We start from the raw sequence: 22,874 nt of genomic DNA, 5'->3' as shown, positions 1-22,874 counted from the left end.
CTCTTCTTCACCATACCCACTGGATAATATTGTATCCGAAAGAGGAAGTAAAGCTTTTGAGCAATTGCCAAATACCTTTGGGATAGAAGATATATTTACTCTGGTGGCAATGTGAGAATCCAATCAATAGGAGTTGAGAGCACGTAAAATTGCTACTAGTTGAAGATACTTATTAGTTTTTCAAAGATAATAGGTTCGATATTCCTTCTGAATATCAGTCAATGGCATCAAGGGTATTTTTTAGCCGATGGTATCCCTTCTTTATACAGACAAAGCACGGATTTTGTGATTAAATGTAAATTAAAGTTGAAACGCCGGTTGGAAATTTCGGGTAAAAGGGTTGGAATATTAGGGTAATAAGTAACGGGAGCGTTCATAGGGGGAAACAATATGTTTAGCAAAGGGTCTTTGTCTTTCAAGAGGTTCGCATGGAGGACAAGCTTGTTGTCGATTGCGGCTGTACTGCTGCTGTCAGCATGCAATGGGGATAAGAAGGCGGAGCCTGCTCCGACACCGGAGGTGGAGGCTCCAATGGAGCAGCCGGTAGAAGAAACGCAGGAGAATACGTCTTCTCCTTATCACGCACCTCTGACGGGATTGCCGTTAGATGCGTCACTGACGCAGAGGCCGCTGGCCGTTATGATCAATAACGCACCAGCCGCAAGGCCGCAGTCGGGTCTGGGACAAGCGGACATGGTATATGAAGTTCTGGCGGAGGGAGGAATCACGAGACTGATCGGCATCTTTCAAAGCCAGTCTGGGATCGAGGAGATCGGACCGATTCGCAGTATCCGCCCTTATCTGATTAATCTGGGCGAGAGCTATGGCGGCGTTCTTGTGCATGCAGGAGGCAGCCCTGAAGCTTATACGATCATTCAACAGCAGCGCAAGCAGGACATGGATGAGATCGGAAATGCAGGGGCCTATTTCTGGAGGGCCAACGACCGCAAAGCTCCGCATAATTTGTATTCCAGCGACGAGAAGCTCCGCGAAGGAGCGGCCAAGCTCAATTACGGCAACGATGTGCAGGTGCCGCAGTATACGTTCTATCCGGAGACAATCGCTGCAAGCGGCGACGGGGCAGAGGGCACTGAACCCGTGGAGGGGGTTTCCGGCGAACCCGCAGAGAAGGTCGAAATCAAATTTTTACTGGACAGCTATGTGGTGGATTATCAGTATGACGGCTCCTCGAATACGTACAAACGGTCGGTCAATGGATCTCCGCACGTGGATCTCAACGATAACGTTCAGCTTGAGGCTGCGAATGTAATTGTCCTCGGGGCAGATCATAAGGTGCTGGATGATGTGGGCAGACTTGCCGTGAACGTGGAAGCTGGCGGGGAAGCGATGCTGTTCCAGCGTGGAGAGGTCATTACGGGCCAGTGGGCAAGAGCTGCGGGTGATGCGATCCGTTTTGTGAAGGACGGCAAGGAAGTGCCGCTGGTTCCGGGAACGACTTATTTCAACATTGTGCCGAATGCGCCTTCTTTTGAAAGCCATGTCACGATCTCGAATCCTTAGGTTCTAAGTTCGGATAATCGACACGGTTCTGGGATAATTTGCACGCTTACGGAGATGTTAATAGGCAAGGGAAATGGAATGATATCCATACATTAACTCAGCTGTTGTTTTCTCACATTTTTGAGTGTTACTTTTCTATACACACCCTGCCATGGATGTGATAAGATATTCAAGGTTGTCTTATCTTTAAGGACGTTCGCGGCAATTTATCGAAAAAAGGGGTTAAGAGTATGAAATTGAAGAAGAAGGATATATTCTTCCAAACGCTGGAGAATATGGCCGATACGGTGGTACAAGCCGCAGATTATTTTTCGCAGCACGTTTCCAATCTTCAGGATGTGCTTGAATTCGCCAACGAAATGAAGAGATATGAGTCGCAGTGTGATACCTATACACATACAATTATCACCGAGCTCAACAAAACGTTTATCACGCCAATCGAACGCGACGATATTATGGACCTGACAACCAGCTTGGACGATGTGATGGACGGACTGGAGGCTACGGCATCCCGATTCTATATGTATCAGTTGGGTAAACCTGATGAATACATGGTGCAGTTTGCGGAAATTCTGCGTCAATCGGCTTATGAAATCCAGAAAGCCATTCATTTGCTCTCCCAGAAAAAACTTCTGGCTATTCGTGAGTACACGATTCGCCTGAACGATCTGGAGAACCAAGGCGACGAACTGCTGCGTATCAGCATCAAGGATCTGTTCGCTACGGTATCTGACCCGATTCTGCTGATCAAGAAAAAAGAGATTTACGAACGACTTGAGACAACCACGGACACCTGCGAAGACGTGGCTAATATGCTGGAATCCATCATTATGCGCAACTCGTAAGGGAGTCCTGAACTATGGATACAACGATGGTAGTACTAGTAATTGTTGTTTTTTTGGCGCTTGCATTTGACTTCATTAACGGGTTCCACGATACGGCGAACGCCATAGCAACATCGGTATCAACCCGGGCCTTGAAGCCGCGTGCGGCAATTTTACTTGCAGCCGGCATGAACTTTGTCGGTGCGATGATGTTTACCGGCGTTGCCAAGACGATAGGGGGCAGCGTGGCGGATCCCGCAGCACTGGATAACGGTCTGCAGGTTGTGATTGCAACCCTGCTGTCAGCGATTATCTGGAACCTGGTCACCTGGTGGTTTGGTTTGCCGTCATCTTCTTCCCATGCTCTGATCGGAGCTTTGGCAGGGGCGGTATTCGTTGGAGCGGGTAGTGATAAGCTGAATTATGGCGGATTTACCGATATTGTGCTTGCGCTCATCCTGTCACCCATTATCGCGTTTGTTATCGGTTATCTGGTGATGCAGCTGCTAAAAGTCATCTTTGCGAAGCGCAGTCCGCATACGGTGAACAAAGGCTTCCGTACTATGCAGATTTTTACCGCGGCACTGCAATCCTTCACGCACGGTACCAACGATGCACAGAAGGCGATGGGGATTATCACCTTTGCCCTGGTTACGTCAGGTCAGCTGTCCGAGATGGAAGTTCCATTCTGGGTTAAACTCTCTGCAGCTACGGCGATGGCCCTTGGGACCTCGGTAGGTGGCTGGAAGATCATCAAAACCATGGGCACGAAGATTTTCAAAATCGAGCCGATCAACGGATTCGCTGCTGATTTCACGGGAGCTTCCGTTATCTTTTCAGCTACGCTGCTTCACTTGCCAATCAGTACGACGCATGCGATCACATCGGCCATACTCGGGGTAGGTTCAGCAAAACGCTTCTCCGCTGTAAAATGGTCGCTGGCAGGACGTATTATTGTAACCTGGTTTATTACCATTCCGATTACGGCCGTGCTGGCAGGCATCATATTTAAAATTCTTTTCTAAACCAATTAACGCTACATTACACATAGATTATGGATAGTTGTGGGGCCAATCAGGAATCGATTGGCTTTTTTTGTTTAAAGAAACAGCAGGTGCAGGGAAGGGGAGAATGCTATCATGATTCGCACATTAGCCATTACGCCAAGCTATGAAACGGTCACCGGGCTTTCACTCGAAGATATCCGGATGGAGGACTACGCCTGGATCTGGGCGGATTTCAGCAATCCTACGCCGGAGGAAGCGCGGATGCTGGAGAGTTATTTTCATTTTCATCCGCTGGCGGTGGAGGACTGTCTGCACATTCTGCAGCGGCCCAAGCTGGATTATTACGAACAAACGAAGTTTTTTGTCCTGCATGCACTTCAGCCGGATACGCTGCAGGCGGTGGAGGTGGATCTGTTTCTGGGCCCTGCGTTTGTGGTCTCCTTCCACCAGCAGGAGCTATCCGAAATGGATGATGCCTGGGAACGGGTGACCTCGGTCGCCGGCAAGGGACCGCTCGGTCAGGATGGTCCAAGCTTTACGGCATATACTATTATGGATAAGCTGGTGGATCAGTATTTCCCGAGCCTGTTCGCCATCGAGGACGAGCTGGCCGAGCTCGAAAGCCAAGGGGAGAAGGATTCCGTTGAGGACCTGATGAATCAGGTGTTTGCGCTTCGTTCCAGACTGCTGCGCCTGCGGCGGACGGTCGTGCCGATGCGGGATCTGCTGTACCGGATCGTGAACTCGCAGCATATGGAGCATCACGCGCACCATGCCTATTTTTCCGATATCTATGATCACCTGCTGAAGCTGGCGGACATGATTGAGGCGGACCGCGAGATGACGGCGGATCTTCGGGACAGTTACATATCGGTGAATTCGAACCGGATGAACACGATTATGAAAACACTCACGGTCATCACGACCATATTCATGCCGCTCACCCTGATCGCCGGGATTTACGGGATGAATTTTGAGAATATGCCGGAGCTTGGGTGGCATTATGGATATTTCCTTGTGCTTCTGCTGATGTTTGTGCTCGGCGGAGGCATGGTGACGTGGTTTATTCGGCGAGGCTGGTTTAAATAAGAGGGTTCGTGGATGTGAAGTCGTTAAGCTCTTCTGAATCAGACGGACTTCCTTCCAGTGTCTCTGCCGTTCCAAGTGTTAGGTAAATGTTGATCGGATCATCGGGAAGGGTTGTCCTACATAAAAAAGGCGAATGCTGAATCGCTGTGGTTCTTGTTCTTCCGTAAGGGGTATAAGCTTGCTGAGGGGGGACTGCATATGAAGCCTGGGCTCAAACCACATCCCAAGAAGCGTACATCGCGTCATCAAGATGAGCCTGTTCGTAACCGGCTCCTGCGCCGGATGTTCCGCTTGGCCTGGAAACGAAAGCGTAAGCTGGCCGTTACGAACCGTTACGAGGTTGGCATGGTCATCAGCGAAATTATGACAGGGATACTATTCATCGCGGGCAGCATTCTGATGTTCTATCCGCAGATGAAGCGGATTGCGACGGTGCTGTATCTGCTGGGCAGCATTACGATGCTGCTGCGTTCCGGTCTGCGCGGCTCTTATTGGTTCCGCCTGAAGTCACTCGAGAGCGACGAGCAGCAAGAAGCCGGTCCCGAAGGGGACTGGACGCGCTGAATAGGATCATATTTTAGGAAAAAAGATAGGGCTCCAGTCTGGAATTGACAGACCGGAGCCTACTTCGTCATGTATGAGCTTGCTATTTATCCCGCCTGTTGTTCGCTAAGGCGCAGCTGCGCTGTTGGTCAGAGCAGATCGTCTCAGCTGTTCAGAGGCTGTGGTCTTGCTGAAATGCGCGGTGCTGGTGCTGATGCCGAGATTTCACTTCAGATTAACGACGACGTCTGCCTTTGCGTGATCCTGAGCTTTTGCGCGAGCCGGAATGTCGTCTGCCCCCCGAGGACCGGCGTTTCCGCGGTCTGTATTCGTAGTCGTCGTTCTGGTCCGTGTATGCCGTGGATGATCCGCGGCCGCCCTTCTTCTTCGTGAACGCGCCTGCAAGCAGGGAAACCATGGGCGCAAGCTGCTGGAAGCCCTGCATGACCTTCTGTACCTTGCCGATGTTGTTAACCAGCCCGTCGATGCCCCCCATCCGATCGATGAGGCCCTTGACGTCACTCAGATTGTTGACCCCGAGTCCGCCAAGGAGTTTGCTTATTCCGCCTCCACTCCCGCTGCCGCCTCCGCCGAGGAGACTTGCCAGACCCCCGCCGCCAGAGTTGCTGGATGGTGTTAGAGCCGAAGCCGAAGCCTCCATGCCCGGTACAGGCAGCGTATCGTTTGAAAGAGCGTCAGCGTATGGATACAGATTGGATTCGCCGACTTCTGAAAAATCGCTGTATGGAGAAATACCGGGGTATGACGTTGGCTCCTGCGGCAGTGAATCATATTCGCTTAGCGAGCGCTTAGAAGAGGAAGGTCGGCGATGATAATAGTGAGAATGACCAGTCATGATATCACTTTCCTTTGTGAGTTAAGATACTATACTGTATGATACGGGCGGGCGATGGGTTTAGGCGAATACCCCTATTTTCGGGATAGGAGCGGAATCGGGCGATGGCCTAGGAAGGTTTTGGCGTGTCCTTCGTTAGGTTAAAATAAGAGAGTACATCAGGGTGAATGACCTCTCGTAATGGTTGTCCTGCAGTGCGTGAAATCGTTAATGCTTGAAAAGACTATATCCGCTCGGGTACAATGGGAGTGCGAGTGTTATACACAGTAACAATAGGGGATGATCATCCAGTGCAATTAAAGAAGTTAAATGATAAAAGCATCGATCAATTATTCGAAGCTGTATTAACCCTGAGCAGTGTGGAAGAATGCTATGTATTCTTCGATGATCTCTGCACCGTGAACGAAATCCAGTCCTTGTCACAACGGCTCGAAGTAGCGCGTATGCTTGGCAAGGGTTGCACATACAACCAGATTGAAGCAGAAACGGGAGCAAGCACCGCAACCATCTCGCGTGTGAAGCGTTGCCTGAATTACGGCAATGACGGTTATAAAATGACGCTGGAGCGTTTAGGGCGTTAACACCATGACGAAGCCGGGTGTGCTGGTCATTAGTCATGGTTCGCGTGAACAGAACTGGGTGTCGCTGGTGGACGAAGCCGTCCACGAATTGGCGTCCCGCATGGATATACCGGTCGTTTCTTCCTATCTGGAATTGGTAGAAGGCCGTCTGATTCAGGACGGCATTACGGCCTTGGAGGATCAGGGTGTCACTGACATCGTGGTCATTCCGTTATTTGTCTCGTCCGGCAGCACACATGTTGACGAAATAGCTTATGCTATAGGAGCGAAGGCTGTTCCGGACATGGAAACCGACCTTGCGCCGTTCAGGGTACGATCCCGGATTCACTTCGGTGCGCCAATGGATGACGACCCCGAGATTGCCGCAATGGTATGGGATAAAGTAAGAGAGCTGTCCGTGAATCCGGCGAAGGAGGTCATTCTTCTTGTCGGACACGGCAGCAGGCATGATCTGTTTCGCCGCCGCTGGGAAAAGGGTATTAACTCATTGGCACGGCGAGTTAGCGAAGTAAGCGGTACAAGCGCGGATTATGCCTTACTCAGTCCCGGCGATGTGCGGGACAAAGTGACAGCATGGATGGAGCGCGGCTGCGATGTGATCGTAGCTCCGCTTTTTTTGAGTGAGGGGTATTTTACGGAGAAGGTTATACCCAATCGGCTCGAGGGGCTTGAATGCCGGTATACCGGCAGGACTTTGCTTCCACACCCGCTGCTTCCGCAGTGGATGGAGTCGCAGGCCAAACTTCTTCTTCAATCCTTGAAATCATAAGTAGGTGGCGTATCGTTAATGAGAAGTGCAAGGTTAATCTATAATCCAACCTCCGGCCGGGAGGAGATGAAGCGTCGGCTTGCTGATATTTTGGACCGTCTGGACAGTGCTGGCATTGAAACCTCCAGTCATGCTACCAAGGGGGAGGGAGATGCTACCCGTGAAGCTGCAGATGCTGTAGAGCGGGGGTACGATCTTGTGATTGCCGCCGGAGGAGACGGAACGATCAATGAAGTCATCAACGGGATGGCTGGCAGGGATAACCTTCCGCCGCTCGGCATATTCCCTATGGGGACCACGAATGATTTTGCAAGAGCACTCGGCATCTCGAAGAACTGGGAAGAGTACTGCGATCTGGTGATTCGAGGCGAGACACGTCCGATTGACGTGGGCAAAGCCAATGATCGCTACTTCATTAATATAGCGGGCGGCGGTACGCTGACCGAGCTCACTTACGAGGTGCCGAGCAAGCTGAAGACGATGATCGGGCAGCTGGCGTATTATTTGAAGGGGATCGAGAAAATGGTCAGCCTTACGCCGCAGGAGCTCATCATCAACGCCAGCGGTCATGAGGCGATCCATGACGAATTCATGGTATTCCTCATTGCCAACAGCAACTCGGTCGGCGGCTTCGACAAAATCGCGCCGGGCGCGAGCATTGACGACGGTCTGTTCGACGTCATTGCGCTGCGCAAGTGCAATCTGGCGGAGTTCGTACGCGTCGCTACCCTCGCCCTGCGCGGCGAGCATATCAACGACAAGAAGGTCGTGCATTTCCGCACCGACTATATGGAGGTCGTCTCTCCCGGACCGGTTCAGCTGAACCTGGACGGCGAGTTCGGTGGCGTCCTGCCGGGCACGTTCCGTGTCCTGCCGCAGCATTTAAGGATTTTTGGGTGAGATGGCGGTTGTGAGAAATGGCGTTGGTGTGCGTAGGGAGCGATAGCTGACTGTTGGGCGATAGCATCGAGTGCATAAGACACGGTGGTCTGGCCGATAGTTGGGAGTCAGATCCGAAATGCTAACTAAGCAATAACCCAAGGCTAGAGATAGCGCCGAGTGCGTATATGACCCATGGTTGTTTTGTCTGAGTCAGTGTAATAGCCAGGATATCAGGGATAGGCAGGCGATTGAGGCAATGGGCCATTGGAAGAGATGGAACAGGCTGCGAGTCGCCGTTAAGACTCCAGGCTGTTGTAAGTAAATGATTGGATTTGCAGGTTCTTGGATTGAATAACATAGGAAGCTCCCGTATAATGATGGACGAGAGCTTGTGCGATAAGCTCCCTTGGGGGAGCTTTTTGTTGTTTAAGTGAAGGAACAGTAACGGAGAGCATCCGCTTTTATAATGGATGATGATCCGATGGGGAATATAGAGTAGCAAGAGACAAGTTGAACGGAAAGAAGTGAACAGCACATCATGAAGAAGAACCGCAAGGGAAGCGACACGCGCCGCAGCGGCAAGCCGGCGGTGTCTTCGGCCGCCCTCCTCGACCTGCCGGTGGCCAAGAACGACGAGGTCGTGATCGATATTATAGGAATGAACCATGACGGGGAAGGGGTCGGCCGTGCCGACGGCTACACCCTGTTCGTTCAGGGCGCCCTGCCGGGCGAGAAGGCCCGGGTGAAGGTGCTCAAGACCAAGAAGCAGTATGGCTACGCCAAGCTGCTGGAACTGGTCGAGCAGAGCCCGAACCGCATCGCGGCACCGTGCCCGATCTACGACCAATGCGGCGGCTGCCAGCTGCAGCATATGAGTTACGCCGGACAGCTGGAGTGGAAGCGCCAGTTGGTGGTGGACAACCTGGAGCGGATCGGGAAGCTGCGGGTGGTGCGTGAGGCGGCAGGTGCTGGAGAGACGCGTGTGGACGATGAGCGGAGTGGCTCAGATGGTGGAGGGGACATTGAAAATACTAAAACCAATGGCGCGAATCCTGCCGTGTCCGGCGTTGATTCAGATCAAGAGGGGATCCTCGTGCGTCCGACACTCGGTATGAGCGAGCCTTGGCGCTACCGCAACAAGTCCCAGGTGCCTATTGGCGTAACGGAAGGAGGCCTGGTCGGCGGCTTCTACGCCCGGGGCAGCCACCGGATCGTGGACATGGAGACATGCCTCATCCAGCATGAGCAGAACGACGAGGTCGTCAGCCGCGTCAAAGCTATCGGGCGGAAGCTAGGCATCACCGCCTATAATGAAGAGACAGGTCAGGGTCTGCTTCGCCATGTCGTGGTGAAGATCGGTTTTGCTACCCGGGAAATGATGATTGTGCTCGTCACGAACGGCGAGCGGATTCCGCGCGTGAACGAGTGGATCTCTGCTATCCGTGAAGAGCTCCCGGCTGTAGTGAGCATCTGCCAGAACGTGAACACACGCAAAACGAACGTGATTTTCGGAGATGTAACCCGTGTCCTGTGGGGACGTGAGGTCATCCATGACTATATAGGCGATGTGAAGTTCGCCATTTCCGCGCGTTCCTTCTATCAGGTGAACCCGGCCCAGACAGAAGTGCTTTACGGCAAGACGGTGGAGTATGCGGGATTAACCGGGGAAGAGACCGTGATTGATGCCTATTGCGGCATCGGGACGATATCCCTGTTCTTGGCCCAACATGCCAAGAAGGTGTATGGAGTCGAGATCGTGAAGGAAGCGATCGAGGATGCGCGTGCCAATGCAGAACTGAACGGTATGAATCATGTGGAGTTTGAAGTCGGCGCTTCTGAGGATGTGATTCCGCGCTGGAAAGAGCAGGGCATCGAGGCGGATGTCATCGTGGTCGATCCTCCGCGTAAAGGGTGCGACCCACGCTTGCTAGAGACGATTCTTGAGATGAAGCCGGAGCGGGTGGTCTATGTGAGTTGTAATCCAAGTACGCTAGCAAGGGATTTAAGGATACTCGAAGATGGCGGGTATCGCATGGTGGAGGTAACACCGGTGGATATGTTCCCGCATACCGTTCACGTAGAATCGGTGGCTTTGTTGGTGAGGGATGGTACAGATCGCTGAGAATGCAATGGTGGAGAGGGTTTCGGGAGTAGTGCAGATGAAATGAAAGAGTGAAACAGAGGCTTGAAAATAGTAGAGTTGACTGATTGTTGACGAATTCGGTAGGTTAGTTGAATACATCGAACGTTAAGTCCTTTTGCCAAAGAAAAGGTACATCCCTCGGAAAAATGAGGGGTGTACCTTTTTCATGTATACTTCAAATATCATGAGGACACTTCCGCTTAGAAGGAGATGTGTAGAATGCAAGGTCAAAATCATGAAATAAGCGATTCGAGCTAAGGTTCAACAGCATCACGGAGAATTTTTTTCATGCAGGAGAATTATCTGGGATAATAGAACTAATTAGAGAAAATGACATACCTAAAAGAAAAATAGAAATAAAACATATGAAGTAACCTACTTGATGCTTCTATCAAAGCTAATAAACTTTGCTTCAGCATTGGAAAATCTAATGGTTTCAAAACAACAGGGCCTCTGAAAAACAAAGACTTAATTACGTTATAAGGTAATTACGAGTTTTCTTGGAGACCAGTTTATTATAGTAGAAGGTATTACGTAATAGGGGTTTAGGAGGAGAGGGCTATGTGTAAGAAAGTTAAACCACAAACAAACTATGTACAACACTTTTCAACAAGAATTCCATGGAAGGATAACGATTATACTGGGCGAATTGACAATAATCCTAGGTATAATGTAGCTGCTCAAGTAATCCCTAACATTGCATCATCACGGGACTTAGAGTTTGAGGAAGCAAATAGAGGTAAAAGTTACGAACAAGTAGGACCAGTAAGGATGCAAAACTGGATTACAGAGAACGCTGCGTTCATGAGTGATACCAAGCTTTACCTTAAAATGAACCATCCATATAAAAAAGGAAATGCTAAATTCAAGCATTTTGAAGAAACAACTTTTGGGATGGACCCTTATTCATTCTTATTGCGCCCTTTTTCATGGACTTTAAAGGATAATGCTAATGAGAAACAAAAGTATTACAATTTTTATTTTGACTTAGAAAAAACAGAACAAATGCTGAACTGGTCAAGTGCGTGGGTATCGCATGGAGAATCTCAAAAAGGGATTTTCGATTACTTCTTTTCCGGAAGTAGTCCGCACAATTCATTGATCTTTCCATATTACAAACAAGTTCCATTTATCGAAGATAATCGGCGTGTAATTGCTGGAATAGGAAATATAGTATCAAATGTAGAAATTCATGAGTATGAGTCTAATGGAAGCAGTGACGAAAAGAACTACATTTGGGAGACAAATGCAGCTCATTCAATAAGAGTTGATGGTAAAGATGGCTTTTTAATGCCATATCATGAAATTTCAGAGTATGTAAAAAAGCATCCTGATTTTGATGTGTCGAGTGTCACATTGTTTGAAGCGGCAGGTTTTAGATCGGAATTTTCATATGCAGCTGAATGGGTCAGCTACGATGCGGCTATTGATGTTCTAAATCAAGCGAAAAGTGCATTGAAAAATATAGCTAACCTCAAGCTAAAAGAAGCCAATCATGAATGGGTTAATGTTCAACTTGAGTATGTTGATAATCAATTAAAAAGCGTTTGGAATCAACGTGGTATTTTCCCAGGAGTAGGTTCAATTTTATCAGCTTTCGGTGTTCGATATGGTTTCGATGTTGCTCATCATATTGATACTTCTGAAAACGACTTGATTTCTGAGTTGAAGTTATATTTTTCAGGTGAGAAAGAAACTGGCAATGAGAAACTGGATGACGGATTGGCTGACAAAGAGGATGAGTTTTCTGGTTTACTAAGAGATGAAAACAAAACTCGATATTTCGAACTTTTGTCTCGATTGAATCTTTCTGTTGAACAAGCAATTTATGCTTGGGGTGAGCTGAAAATTTATGCAGCTGAAATTGTTGAAAACCCATACCTATTATTCGAACTTACACGAAAAGAAAAGGACGAACATCAAGTTACTATTTCCCAAATCGATAATGCAATGTTTGTGAATCCATTGGTGGATAATAAATATCCTCTAAATAAACCAACTAAAATGAGAACTGAAAGTGATAAGCGCCGATTTAGAGCTATGGTAATATTTGTTTTAGTTCAAGCCGCAAATCAAGGCCATACTTTACTCAGCTATGATCAAATTGTTGAAGAAATTAATAAATTACCATTAGATCAAAAAACGGATTTTCAAACTGAAAAAATTGAAGGTGTTTTAGAGTTTTTGCAGGAAGGTGAATTATACGTTGATGTCGAAAATTCTTACATCAAACTGAAAGAATATCAAGATTATAAACAATTGGTAGTCGATATAGTAAATAGCCGTTTAGAAACTAGTTTATCTAGTGAACAAAACTGGAAAAAAATTATTGATAACCAATTTGGAAAACTTCAAGAAAATAATGAAGAAAACGATCAATTGGCTCGTGATGAAAAGTCGACAGCGTTAAAAATACTTGAATCGTCTAGAATATCTGTCTTATTAGGGAGAGCTGGGACGGGTAAAACATCAGCATTGGGGATTTTTGCTTCTTCTAAAGAAATTAAAGCTGGTGGAGTATTAGCATTGACCCCTACTGGGAAAGCAAGAGTTCAACTTGAGAATTCATTTAAGAAGAATAGTGTTGTAGCTGAGATTATGACCGTGGCACAATTTTTAATTCGTTCAAAAGGATTCAGTTGGAACACAATGGCTTATAAGATGCCAAGCCAACCTAGTTCGAGTATTGCCAAAACAGTTATTATCGATGAAAGTTCAATGCTCACTGAAGATATGTTTGCTGGCATATTAAAGCTTGTTGATTCTCATGCTGAAAGAATTATCTTTATAGGGGATCCAAATCAATTACCTCCAATAGGAGCAGGACGCCCATTTGTCGATTTGATTAGTTATTTAGTGCGTGCTTATCCTGAAAAGGTCGCAACATTGAAAACTGAGATGAGACAAGGCTCAGGTGGTGATGATTTATCATTTGCTCAAATATTCTCAAATTCGGATTCAGTCGATAAAGATGTAATTTACCGTATTCAAAACAATCAAACAGATAATCGTCTTAAATACATTCAATACACCGATTTAGACGAGTTAGAAAAAGTGTTCTTTGAAGAATTGGTGGAAATTGCAAATATGACAAATGAAAATGATATTGATGGTTTCAATAAAAGTTTGGGAGCTACTGTAGGCAAATATACAAATTATCCAACTAGTGAACATATAGAAGACTGGCAAATTCTATCTCCAACTAAATTTATTGGTGCAGGAAGCTATTATTTGAATAATCAACTTCACCAAAAATATCGTCAGGACATTGTCGAGCAATGGAGTACATATTCATGGTCAAAAAACAGTCCTCAATCTGTTCAAAACATTGTTTACGGGGATAAAGTCATATCTAATGTAAATGGTGAGAAGGATTACTGGGATGGTTCATCGGGGAAAGCCTACATTGCAAATGGTGAAATTGGTATTATGACGGATTACCCAAGCCACTATGGCAAGAATGATAAGAATACTAGTTGGTATAGATTCCGTTTTGGCTCATTTGAGGGAAAAGTCTTTTCATATACTAAAGCTGATTTTGGTGGTGATAATAGCGACTCTAAGTTAGAACTTGCTTATGCTCTTACAGTTCACAAATCACAGGGTTCTAGCTTTGGCAAAACCATAGTAGTCATAAATGGTAAAAGTTCATTTGTTACAAAAGAACTTTTGTATACAGCGTTTTCTCGTCAAAGAGAAAAACTAATTGTATTAAGTGATTTGTCAATTCAAGAATTAGTTCAGTATGCGAATGACTGGTATTCGGATACCAAACAAAGATATACAGACTTATTTGAAGTTCCAAACATCATTGAGATAGAGTCTAGTAAACAAAAACGGTACTTTGAAGAAAAATTGATCCATAAAACGATACGTGGTGAAATGGTTAGATCAAAGTCCGAAGTAATTGTGGCTAATATTCTCGATAAGATGAAAATTGAGTATTTCTATGAAGAACCTTTAAATGTTAGTGGTAAAACCTATATTCCTGATTTTACTCTACGCTACCAAGGCAAAATTGCTTATTTAGAGCATCTTGGAATGCTAAGAGATAGATCATACAAAGAGCGTTGGGACGAGAAAAAGGCAAATTATGAAAGTGTGGGAATTTCAGAGACTCTTGGAAATTTGATAATTACCAAGGATGGATTAGACGGAAGTTTGGATGCAACGTTAATAGAGAGTAAAATTCAAACATGGATAAAAAAATAGTTCTTTGTGCACATCAACTAATGCAGGTTAAACACAATACTAACTAAATTGTTTCAGAACCCGTACTCTAAAGATATTAAACTATTATATGTTCCCTTATACCGATAGTGCATGAAACGCCATGGATATGTTTCCGAGAACGGACAGTTCCTCAGACATTAATACTGTCCTCTTGGGCCATGTGGAGTGCGTAGCGTTTGTAGGAAATGATGTAGTAATAAAAGTCGTGTCAAAGCCTAAATAGTTGTGCTATGAGCCGAGAGAAACTAAGGTACAACTTTCCTCGGCTTTTCTTGGCTCAGGGGAGAGGAATGAGGGATAGGGGACCGCTCCTTCAGCTCTTTTCTGAATGCCCCTCGTTTTTTCTGTCTAACATGATATAGACGATTCAATTTCTATACAATGACGCATGGGAAGAGCTGATGATCGAAGGCGGCCCATTGAACGCAACTGGAAGGCGAGGATGGATGATACGAGGACGGGCTTCTCTGACCGACGCTCGTGCTTATTTTCTTCTATAGAACTTTTCTGAGGCCAACAGTTAAAACGGCGAATTGTAGCTTAAAAACGACCTGAATTCGGCGCGTGAAAGGAAGCGTCGATGTTCTGAAACGGACTTGCCGGGCAATAAGACAAATTTTTTGTCGAGATCATGCAGCCAAGTTGCAGCTAACAGTTTGTCGTGCGCCGGGGGAGAAGCTGGAGATAACGCAATCGGACGGGAAATGTGTTTGATGCAAGCAAAAAGAGGTCGTCCAACCGGTCGGGACTGACCCCCGTTTGTGAGACAGGGATCAAAACACCTTGCAAGTTTAAGCAGCCAGTTGGCGGAAATGAACCGGCGACTGGTTGTTTAGTTTTGTTTGAATGCGAATTGAGTTATAGTATGTTATGTAGTCTCGAACGGTCTGCTCGACGATGGCCGTCGTCGTACAGGTTAAACCTTCGAGATAGAACGTTTCAGACTTTAGCGTGGAATGAAACGATTCGATGGGGGCATTATCAGCGGGCGTACCCTTGCGGGACATGCTCATGGTAATGCCTTTTCCCTTTACAGCTTCTTGATAGGCCTGAGAGGTGTAGACGCTGCCCTGATTGCTATGGAGCATGGCGCCCGACAGAGTGGGCAGCTGATCCAGCGTGTCCAGGACAAACCCAGTGTCTTGCTTGTCAGATATACTGTATGCCACAATCTCTCCGTTAAACAAGTCCAAGATGCTCGACAGGTATAACGTTTTTCCGCCAAACGGCAAATACGTAATGTCTGTCACGAGTTTTTGCATGGGAGCATCGGCCTCAAACTGACGCTTTAACAAGTGTTCTGCGATGTAAGTTGGCTGCCCTGTAGGTTTGCGTTTCTTCACTTTGACACGACATTGGAGCCCCTCTCGCTGCATAATCCGCTGCACGCGTTTATGGTTAATCTTGTGCTCCATCCGAAGCAGTGCCGTGATCTTCCGATATTCGTAACGAAATTTATGCTGACTACAGAGTTCACGAATCTTCTCTACCATGTGATCTTTATATGGGCTCCCGTAGGCGGCCTTCCAACGATAGTAAGTGGAGCGAGAAAGCCCGATCCATGCACACGCTTGAGCCACACTGACTTCCCCTCGAACGGACTCAACCCACTCTACTACAGTCTTTGGCGACACCTCCTTTGCATTTCCGCGAACTTTTTTAGCAGATCTAATTGTTGCTTTAGAAACCGATTTTCCGCCTGCACCTTCTCCAGCTCTGACGTATATTCAGGCCCTTTACCGTAGCTGTATTGTTTACCGACAGGCTGCTCCAACCGGTTCCATTGGCCGCTGCGATACCATCTCATCCAGGTCTCTACTTGTGTCTTATTTCGTATGTTCAGTTGGTCCATGACTTCTTTCACTGGAATGCCATCCCGTCTCATTTCAATGGCTTTCTTCTTCACTTCTACCGGATAGCTAACTCTTGTTGCCAACGCAAAAACACCTCCAAGGTTGTCTCCATATCTTACGACATGGTTGCATTCTCTTGAAGGTGTTTTAATTTGTCTCACGCTATGGGGTCAGTCCCGCGGAAGCGTGACCCCAATTTTAGAGATAGAATTTTAAAAGCATATGAATTTAGCTGTGCAGTTTGCGGCTTTAATGTCAGGTTGGGACATAATTTAGTGGCCATTGACGCCGCTCACATTCAATGGCATCAAGCCGGCGGACCCGACACGGAGGAAAATGGGATTGCACTTTGCTCTTTGCATCATAAGTTGTTTGATCGAGGAGTATTTACGATAACGGGGGAGCGGGAGCTGCTTGTGGCTGAGCAGGCTCACGGCAGCAATGGTTTTGAGGAGTGGCTGATGTGTTTTCACGGTAAAAAGGTACGTTCTCCCATACATCCGGTATATACGCCGAAAGAGAACTTTATAAACTGGCATATAAGGGAGGTATTTAGAGGCCCCGCCAGATACCGAATTTTGTGATTGAAAAAAATAGGCCGCACTGGAATATCCAGTACGGTCATATCTAACCATTTTTCCTTTCTTTCTTGGGCAGGACTAACGAATCGAGTTTATTAGCCGCGTCCTTATCAGCTGACTGTAGAGCATGACCGTAGACGTTCATCGTAGTAGAGATATTAGAATGACCAAGGCGTTCAGAAATGAGTTTGGCGTGAACGCCTTTGTTGATCAGTAAAGTGGCGCTTGTATGTCTGAGATCGTGGAATCTGATATATTTTAAGCCATTTTTCTTTAGAAAATTACGGAACCACAGATAAGGTGTCTCAGGGTAATATGCATTTCCTTCATCATTACTGAATACGAAGAAATGATCTCCACCTTTCCATGCATCACCTAAAGCAAGGCGCTTTTTCCTAGATTCCAAATAGTATTCCTTGAGATGCTCAACTACAGTATCCGATAAGCTTACCTTCCGTTTAGACTTAATCGTTTTGGGTTCGGATATGATTCTTTCACCGTTAACGGAGTGAGATATGCTTTGCTTGACCTCAAGAATACCTTGATTCAGGTCGATATGCTTCCATTCCAACCCAACCAGTTCCCCTCGGCGAAGTGCAGTAGTTATTGCGAGCATGATAATCATGCGCCATTTTATGGGTTCTTCTTCAAGGTGTTCAAATAGCAAAGCAACTTCTTCTTCATCATACACTTCTATCTCTTTCCGAATAACCTTGGGCTTTTTGATATCCGCGGCCGGATTGCTCTTGATTAGTTTCCATTCCACCGCACGAGAAAATATATTTTTTAGAATTCTGTGAGCATACTGTATGGTGCCTGAGGAGAGCTGGCCATTTTTGCCGTCTTGCCGGCTACCCTCCTTACTGAGGTCAGAGATAAAGTTGACTACATGAAATGGCTGAATCTTATCTAACCGCATATGGCCAAAGATCGGAAGAATCCGATTTTTTATAAATCGCGAATAGATATCGAAGGTCTTGATCCCCAACTCATACTTGGCGTATTTTCCCTTCCACTCTTCTACAAAAGCTGTAAAGGTCATTTTTTCAGGGGCAATGTAGTGACCTGATTCAACCTCGGTCTCAAATTCTGCAAGCAGCTTTCTTGCCTCACGAATTCCTTTTGCCTTTACCGTCTTTGTATGCCTAATCCTTTTTCCATCAGCCTTAACCCCAGCTTCAACAACAAGAAGCCACGAATCATTACCGCGTTTTTGCAAGCTTGCCATAAGTATCTAACACCTCTCATTACGAATGTGATTCAATGTCCGCTGTACAATAGTTTTTAACCTCTTGCTCATGGAACCACTTAAGCAAAGTATCTCTTCGAAAGAGGATCTTTGAACCAACACGGGTGTGCGGTATCCTTTTTGCTCTTACCTCTGCGTAAAGCTTGTCTTTTGAAATCTGGCATTCAAAAACCTCTTCCCAGGCCTCATTAACGGTTAAGGTATTGCGCTTAGCGGCTGGAATATATTCAACGGATTGCTGTCTAGTAGATTCATACATATGAAATACCTCCTTAATAAGAGATTAAGGCTTCTAATTTACATCAGCAAATTTCGAATACCCGGAATTTTAGTGGACCAAATATTGTTGTTGTTTCTTTTTTACCGACCTCCTGTTAAAAATGATTGTGTTCCCTTTTTTATAAGCCGGCCGATCGAATGATGGGGGGAACGCGGCGAAATATTTCAGTTAGACTAACTAAAAAGCACAAAAAAGCCCTTTTCAGTTAGAAGTAGGGCCTACTACCTGAAAAGGGCATTATTATTTATGACGAAAACAGTCGTCGATTTAGAGTTAAGCACAGAATTAACCTTAGAATGATTCCCAAACCGTATGGAGGGAATAGAAGTAAAAGGGTGAAGACTAAATGGTATAATTTAATAATAGAGATTCCGATAAGACATGTCAAGATTAAGGATAAAAATACACAAAGGCGGAAGAGGGGGGCTAACGTGCCAATAATAAGGGATTGTGATCTGAAACAAATTTATAACCATGCTAAAATGACGGTGAGAATAAGAGCTGCTGCTGCAGGTGCGCCCCTGTACTACATTTTAGATGGAAAAAGGTATTGTGAGGAGCATGTTCAAATAAGTGATTATATAGGGAATTCTTTTGGAAATGTAAAAGAAGTGGAAGCCCTACCAGGCGGCAGCCAGCCAGAGATGTTTGTGTTTGCCGGATGCAATGGGGCTGGAAAAACGACTTTAATTGATCACTTTAAATATAAATTTCATAGTATCATCAATGCGGATTTTATTGCCAAAAGAATGAATCCAGAGAATCCGCGTAGTGTCGATTTATCTGCTGGTAAAGAGGCATTATTAGAGCTAAGGACAACGCTGGAAGGATGCAAGACGTTTGCAGTTGAAACTACCTTGTCTGGAAAACACATAATTAAACAGATGAACATTGCTAAAAGGCTGGGATACAAAATATACCTATACTTTATAGGATTAGCAGATGTCCAACTGCATACTGATCGTGTACACACCCGTGTCATTGAAGGTGGCCATTTTATCTCGTCGGAAGACATTGGGAGGAGATATTACTCTTCACTAAGTAATTTGGAAACCGCTGTATCACTCGCCGATGTATCGGTTCTAATTGATAATTCTAGGAATGAATATATGACTGTTGCCGAGATAAGCCATGGACAAATACACTGTCGGATAGACGAGCTTCCACAGTGGCTACGGAGAGCTAATCTAGGAAATTAACAAGGGGGTATAATCAATGGACGTTTCTGATTATTTTAAAAAGAGGCTTGAACAATATCCGACTTTGGAAATTTGCAAAAGCTTAGGAGGAAGACCATGTATAGGGGACTCAAATATCAGTGGCTTCAATTCTTGATTTTTTGAGGTCGGAGAAGCGGGTCTCGGAAATCGCTACCGTTTTGAATCAAGATTCAGCGAAAATTCATGACGCGTTGAATTATGCGATTGATATTTTACAGTTGCAAATAGAAGATCCTAATCTTACCGGACTAGATCTTGATGACATTGTAGAAATGCAAACAGGGGGAATCTACGTGAATCCTTTCAGGGATGAGCAGGTGGATGAAACAATGAAAAGGTACATAGCAACGCGTAAAATTAGAAGTGAATAATGCAGGGATTGAGTATATGAACAAGGGGAAGATGCAGGAATTGCTCTTCCTCTTTTATATTACAATAAATTCTTATTCCTTTTCCTGACGAGATCCTTCGATTGAATTAAAAATATCCTTAGTTATACGATGAATCATTTTTACGTCCTCAGTTTTCTTAGCTTTTAAAAACTGATAATGCACCTCAAGAACAGAGCTTATCTCAAATTCGCTTGAATTAATATCAACCTCACGGAAGTCAAATAAGTCCCCGGGCCTTATTTCAAGTGCGTTCATAATCTTCTCTAATGAATCAAGAGATGTATTTCTCTTGCCTCTTTCAACATCCCCAAGATAAGAAGTCTGCAGTCCAGTTGTTTCACTAAGCTGTTGGAGGGTCATTCCTCTGGCATTACGTACATTACGTATTTTATCACCGATAATTCTTTTTAAGTCACCCATTCGATCACTCCCCTATTAAGAGTAGAGGATTAACTCCAAAAATTAAATAACACTATAAGTTAATATATGTTGATAAAATAACTTTAAAGTGATATTATTTAGTTATTATTACCAGGGGTGATTATATTGATACCTAAAGTAAGTAATGTAGACTTATTGATCTTGGCAGATAACGCGGGGCAGGAAATTTATAAATTCAAGAAGGTTATTTTTCATAAAGACACACAGTATCTTTTACTTCTTCAGCAAGAGGGTTATAAAATTCTAAAAACAAGATATGACGCTAAGCACCTAAAACTTATCGAAATCAGTAATGAAGAATTTCAACAATTGAGAGATCTTCGTCTCCTCGACTTTGACCAGCCCGAAAGAGACCACGAGTCAATTGGTGAGTTCATGGTAACAGGAATATCCTTTAACAAACAGGGAAATGAAGGCGGTATGCTTGTTGAATTTAAAATTGCAAGCATAGAGAGACCTTTGGATATATTACCGTACATTGTACAGACAGGAGCCGAGCATGTCTTCTTTTCAGAATGACACGATCAACTATATAACAGGTGGAAAGGTAACGGTCAAAACACTAGTGCGGTTAGGTCTAATACCTGCTGGACAATGTGTTATTCCAAATCAGTTTTATGAAATGGGTTGGGGGAAGTGGCTTCCAATGCCGAATATTACCTCATTGCCATATTTAAGCCACTGTATTGCCTGTGGCTTAAATAAAGATGATACTATTAAATTTCTGGAGCAAAAGACAAAGTCAATTACGTTTATTGATTTTTCAAAAAAAAAACTCTGGATTTAACGGAAATAGATAAAGAGGAATACGAACTTCTGTATGAGAGGGAAGTTGAGGTTAAACGTAGATTAGAGGTAAATGGGTATGAATACCCCAGAAATATACTTGATGTAGTCAATCTTTACTTAAAACTTGGTTTGGTATTTGAGTTAAAAGAAGACAATACTGTGGGTTTACTCGATATGATTGTTAGGCCCCTCGCTCAAATTGACACTTTTCTGGCATTTAAGTAACTTAAATACTTGTAGGAATAGATTTCATATTAATAGGCGAGTTGGAACTTCGTTGTATATAATAATCCGGATGACCATTTCGTGGTACATCCGGATTTTGCTTTTACAATATTTATTGAAAATTGCGCTCAGGGAGATTTTCTAATCGATCGATTTTCCGCCAAAGGGCATCAAGTTTATCTTGTACATTAGATAATTTTCGGGAGAGCACGCCATTGGTTTCATCAAGTTTTTCTAAAGCATAAGAAACCGCTGCATACTGCTGCAGCATTTCGTTGGTAACATTGACGACGGTAGCGACCAAATTTCCTACCCCGTCTTCTGGGATATCGGCTGGCTTTTTGGGCGACAGAAGGTCAATCAACCTAGCATCAGAAGAAACAACACGATAAGCTTCGTCCAGAATCTTTAATACGAGTAAGTCCTTTTGTGAATATTTTACTCTAACCCCCTTTTTTTCAACTTCAATAAATCCCAGAGAGACGGCCAATTGAATCCGTCGATGAGCTGTAGATACTTCTAAGCCCAAATTTCTTGCTAACTCCGCTACGCTGAAAGTTTTTTGCATAGTATCTTCTCCTTAACAAGATGTAACCTGTTTTAATGGGAACAGGATAAACCAAAAACAAAAAAGAGCAGAAGTTCTCCAGGTTGGAGTTTCTACTCTTAGCTCTCGTATGAGATGATTATATTAGTCCGATAAGCTAATTTTGGCAATATTAAACCAGAGACTGGTGATTGAAAAGATAGAATGGCCCTTACCGTGTGGCTAGGACTAAGATTTGAGGATGAAATACAAGGTATACTTTAATTATAGATTATTATAATTTGAGGTGTCAATTATCTTTGAGTTTAGGAATCACAGTAAGGTAGAAAACCTTCTTCTCTAAAACCACCCACCAACTATAAATCATTTGATAACATGACGAAGCGGACGTTCCTACAATTGATTAAAAATATCTAATCATTAATGTCATTTGCATCGAGCAATTGGGACACCTTCAGAGTAACCTAACAAAATTGATATGATTGGAAGTATGATATATGCAAAGTGGTAGGTTGGTATGGTGAGTAGAGCAGTGAGTAGGAAGGTGAGTTGAGGAGTGAGTGACTCACTGCTCTACTCACCTTCCTACTCACTAAAATTTATTACCCGAAAAGCCTTGAGCAGTAAGGTTTTTGGGCTCCTAAAGCTAAGGCGACAGAAGTACAGTTCGGAAAGGTGAGTATATATGTACCAGAATCAAGAGAAAACCAATGCTCTTTGTTGCTATTTTTGTGATTGCTTAGTATGGGATAATGTTTGCATAGAAATGAACGATAACGTCATAAAGAAATTATTACACCATTCATCATAGCCTCCTTATAAGTTTTTAGTTAAATACTTACAACAGCA

At 44.8% G+C, this 22,874-nt stretch carries 20 protein-coding genes and 1 pseudogene; 15 read left to right on the top strand and 6 right to left on the bottom strand.

The genetic code is table 11. The annotated features are described in order from the left end of the window. The first annotated feature begins 390 nt into the window (after window positions 1-390). The 5 genes from WDY75_RS26020 to WDY75_RS26000 all read left to right on the top strand — a co-directional run bounded on the left by WDY75_RS26020 (window position 391) and on the right by WDY75_RS26000 (window position 5,005). Window positions 391-1,521, top strand: coding sequence for a DUF3048 domain-containing protein (locus WDY75_RS26020; protein WP_063478619.1), 1,131 nt, complete (start codon window positions 391-393; stop codon window positions 1,519-1,521). 230 nt (window positions 1,522-1,751) lie between these two features. Beyond that, window positions 1,752-2,366 carry a DUF47 domain-containing protein gene (locus WDY75_RS26015; protein WP_006208326.1) on the top strand — a complete coding sequence of 205 codons (615 nt, stop codon included), beginning with the start codon at window positions 1,752-1,754 and terminating at the stop codon, window positions 2,364-2,366. 14 nt (window positions 2,367-2,380) lie between these two features. Next, window positions 2,381-3,370: an inorganic phosphate transporter gene (locus tag WDY75_RS26010; RefSeq protein WP_006208327.1), complete on the top strand. Its 990-nt coding sequence runs from the start codon at window positions 2,381-2,383 to the stop codon at window positions 3,368-3,370. A gap of 114 nt (window positions 3,371-3,484) precedes the next feature. After that, window positions 3,485-4,441, top strand: a complete 957-nt coding sequence (corA, locus tag WDY75_RS26005) for a magnesium/cobalt transporter CorA (protein WP_063478620.1) — start codon at window positions 3,485-3,487, stop codon at window positions 4,439-4,441. A gap of 198 nt (window positions 4,442-4,639) precedes the next feature. Further along, entirely contained in the window at window positions 4,640-5,005 is a 366-nt protein-coding gene (locus tag WDY75_RS26000; RefSeq protein ID WP_063478621.1) for a YrhK family protein, read from the top strand. A gap of 214 nt (window positions 5,006-5,219) precedes the next feature. On the opposite strand, the gene WDY75_RS25995 is transcribed toward WDY75_RS26000, so the two are convergent. Further along, entirely contained in the window at window positions 5,220-5,840 is a 621-nt protein-coding gene (locus WDY75_RS25995) for a hypothetical protein (protein ID WP_063478622.1), read from the bottom strand. Window positions 5,841-6,130: 290 nt separating this feature from the next. On the opposite strand from WDY75_RS25995, the gene WDY75_RS25990 reads away from it, so the two are divergent. The 5 genes from WDY75_RS25990 to WDY75_RS25970 all read left to right on the top strand — a co-directional run bounded on the left by WDY75_RS25990 (window position 6,131) and on the right by WDY75_RS25970 (window position 14,427). Beyond that, entirely contained in the window at window positions 6,131-6,421 is a 291-nt protein-coding gene (locus WDY75_RS25990; protein WP_006208331.1) for a YerC/YecD family TrpR-related protein, read from the top strand. Window positions 6,422-6,425: 4 nt separating this feature from the next. After that, the gene (locus tag WDY75_RS25985) at window positions 6,426-7,190 is read left to right on the top strand and encodes a sirohydrochlorin chelatase (protein WP_036640829.1); all 765 of its coding nucleotides are present in this window, start codon (window positions 6,426-6,428) and stop codon (window positions 7,188-7,190) included. Window positions 7,191-7,208: 18 nt separating this feature from the next. Continuing rightward, on the top strand, window positions 7,209-8,090 hold the full coding sequence (locus tag WDY75_RS25980; protein ID WP_006208333.1) for a diacylglycerol kinase: 882 nt from the start codon (window positions 7,209-7,211) through the stop codon (window positions 8,088-8,090). A gap of 520 nt (window positions 8,091-8,610) precedes the next feature. Beyond that, window positions 8,611-10,194 (top strand): 23S rRNA (uracil(1939)-C(5))-methyltransferase RlmD, encoded by a 1,584-nt coding sequence (rlmD, locus tag WDY75_RS25975; protein ID WP_063478623.1) that lies wholly within the window; start codon window positions 8,611-8,613, stop codon window positions 10,192-10,194. A 582-nt stretch (window positions 10,195-10,776) separates the two neighbouring features. Then, window positions 10,777-14,427 (top strand): ATP-dependent RecD-like DNA helicase, encoded by a 3,651-nt coding sequence (locus tag WDY75_RS25970; protein WP_063478624.1) that lies wholly within the window; start codon window positions 10,777-10,779, stop codon window positions 14,425-14,427. Window positions 14,428-15,239: 812 nt separating this feature from the next. Here the strand turns inward: WDY75_RS25970 and WDY75_RS25965 are convergent. Next, a protein-coding gene (locus WDY75_RS25965) for an IS3 family transposase (protein WP_156515043.1) occupies window positions 15,240-16,384 on the bottom strand; the annotation gives its coding sequence in 2 pieces (ribosomal slippage) (window positions 15,240-16,090 and window positions 16,090-16,384; 1,146 coding nt in all). 96 nt (window positions 16,385-16,480) lie between these two features. Here WDY75_RS25965 and WDY75_RS25960 point away from each other — a divergent pair. Further along, a pseudogene (locus tag WDY75_RS25960) lies at window positions 16,481-16,885 on the top strand (phosphorothioated DNA-binding restriction endonuclease); the annotation flags it as partial. Between the two features lie 43 nt (window positions 16,886-16,928). Here WDY75_RS25960 and WDY75_RS25955 read toward each other — a convergent pair. Together WDY75_RS25955 and WDY75_RS25950 are read right to left on the bottom strand one after the other, a co-directional pair. After that, window positions 16,929-18,110, bottom strand: a complete 1,182-nt coding sequence (locus WDY75_RS25955; RefSeq protein WP_063478627.1) for a tyrosine-type recombinase/integrase — start codon at window positions 18,108-18,110, stop codon at window positions 16,929-16,931. Between the two features lie 19 nt (window positions 18,111-18,129). Further along, window positions 18,130-18,390, bottom strand: coding sequence for a helix-turn-helix domain-containing protein (locus WDY75_RS25950; protein ID WP_063478628.1), 261 nt, complete (start codon window positions 18,388-18,390; stop codon window positions 18,130-18,132). A gap of 356 nt (window positions 18,391-18,746) precedes the next feature. On the opposite strand from WDY75_RS25950, the gene WDY75_RS25945 reads away from it, so the two are divergent. Both WDY75_RS25945 and WDY75_RS25940 read left to right on the top strand, forming a co-directional pair. Further along, the gene (locus WDY75_RS25945) at window positions 18,747-19,610 is read left to right on the top strand and encodes a hypothetical protein (protein WP_082834295.1); all 864 of its coding nucleotides are present in this window, start codon (window positions 18,747-18,749) and stop codon (window positions 19,608-19,610) included. Window positions 19,611-19,729: 119 nt separating this feature from the next. Then, window positions 19,730-20,002: a hypothetical protein gene (locus WDY75_RS25940; RefSeq protein WP_063478629.1), complete on the top strand. Its 273-nt coding sequence runs from the start codon at window positions 19,730-19,732 to the stop codon at window positions 20,000-20,002. A 72-nt stretch (window positions 20,003-20,074) separates the two neighbouring features. On the opposite strand, the gene WDY75_RS25935 is transcribed toward WDY75_RS25940, so the two are convergent. Then, the gene (locus WDY75_RS25935) at window positions 20,075-20,443 is read right to left on the bottom strand and encodes a helix-turn-helix domain-containing protein (protein ID WP_063478630.1); all 369 of its coding nucleotides are present in this window, start codon (window positions 20,441-20,443) and stop codon (window positions 20,075-20,077) included. 126 nt (window positions 20,444-20,569) lie between these two features. Here WDY75_RS25935 and WDY75_RS25930 point away from each other — a divergent pair, with 126 nt between their 5' ends. Together WDY75_RS25930 and WDY75_RS25925 are read left to right on the top strand one after the other, a co-directional pair. Beyond that, complete coding sequence (locus WDY75_RS25930) at window positions 20,570-20,983, top strand: hypothetical protein (protein ID WP_063478631.1); 414 nt, start codon at window positions 20,570-20,572, stop codon at window positions 20,981-20,983. Next, the gene (locus tag WDY75_RS25925) at window positions 20,964-21,251 is read left to right on the top strand and encodes a hypothetical protein (protein WP_063478632.1); all 288 of its coding nucleotides are present in this window, start codon (window positions 20,964-20,966) and stop codon (window positions 21,249-21,251) included. Before WDY75_RS25930 ends, WDY75_RS25925 begins: the two co-directional genes overlap by 20 nt. 339 nt (window positions 21,252-21,590) lie before the next feature. Here WDY75_RS25925 and WDY75_RS25920 read toward each other — a convergent pair whose 3' ends face one another. Next, window positions 21,591-22,046, bottom strand: a complete 456-nt coding sequence (locus tag WDY75_RS25920) for a helix-turn-helix domain-containing protein (RefSeq protein ID WP_063478633.1) — start codon at window positions 22,044-22,046, stop codon at window positions 21,591-21,593. Window positions 22,047-22,874: the final 828 nt, after the last annotated feature.

The organism is Paenibacillus glucanolyticus (genome assembly GCF_037333485.1).
Taxonomy (GTDB): Bacteria; Bacillota; Bacilli; order Paenibacillales; family Paenibacillaceae; genus Paenibacillus_AQ; species Paenibacillus_AQ glucanolyticus.
This window is presented reverse-complemented; position numbering and strand designations above follow the sequence as displayed.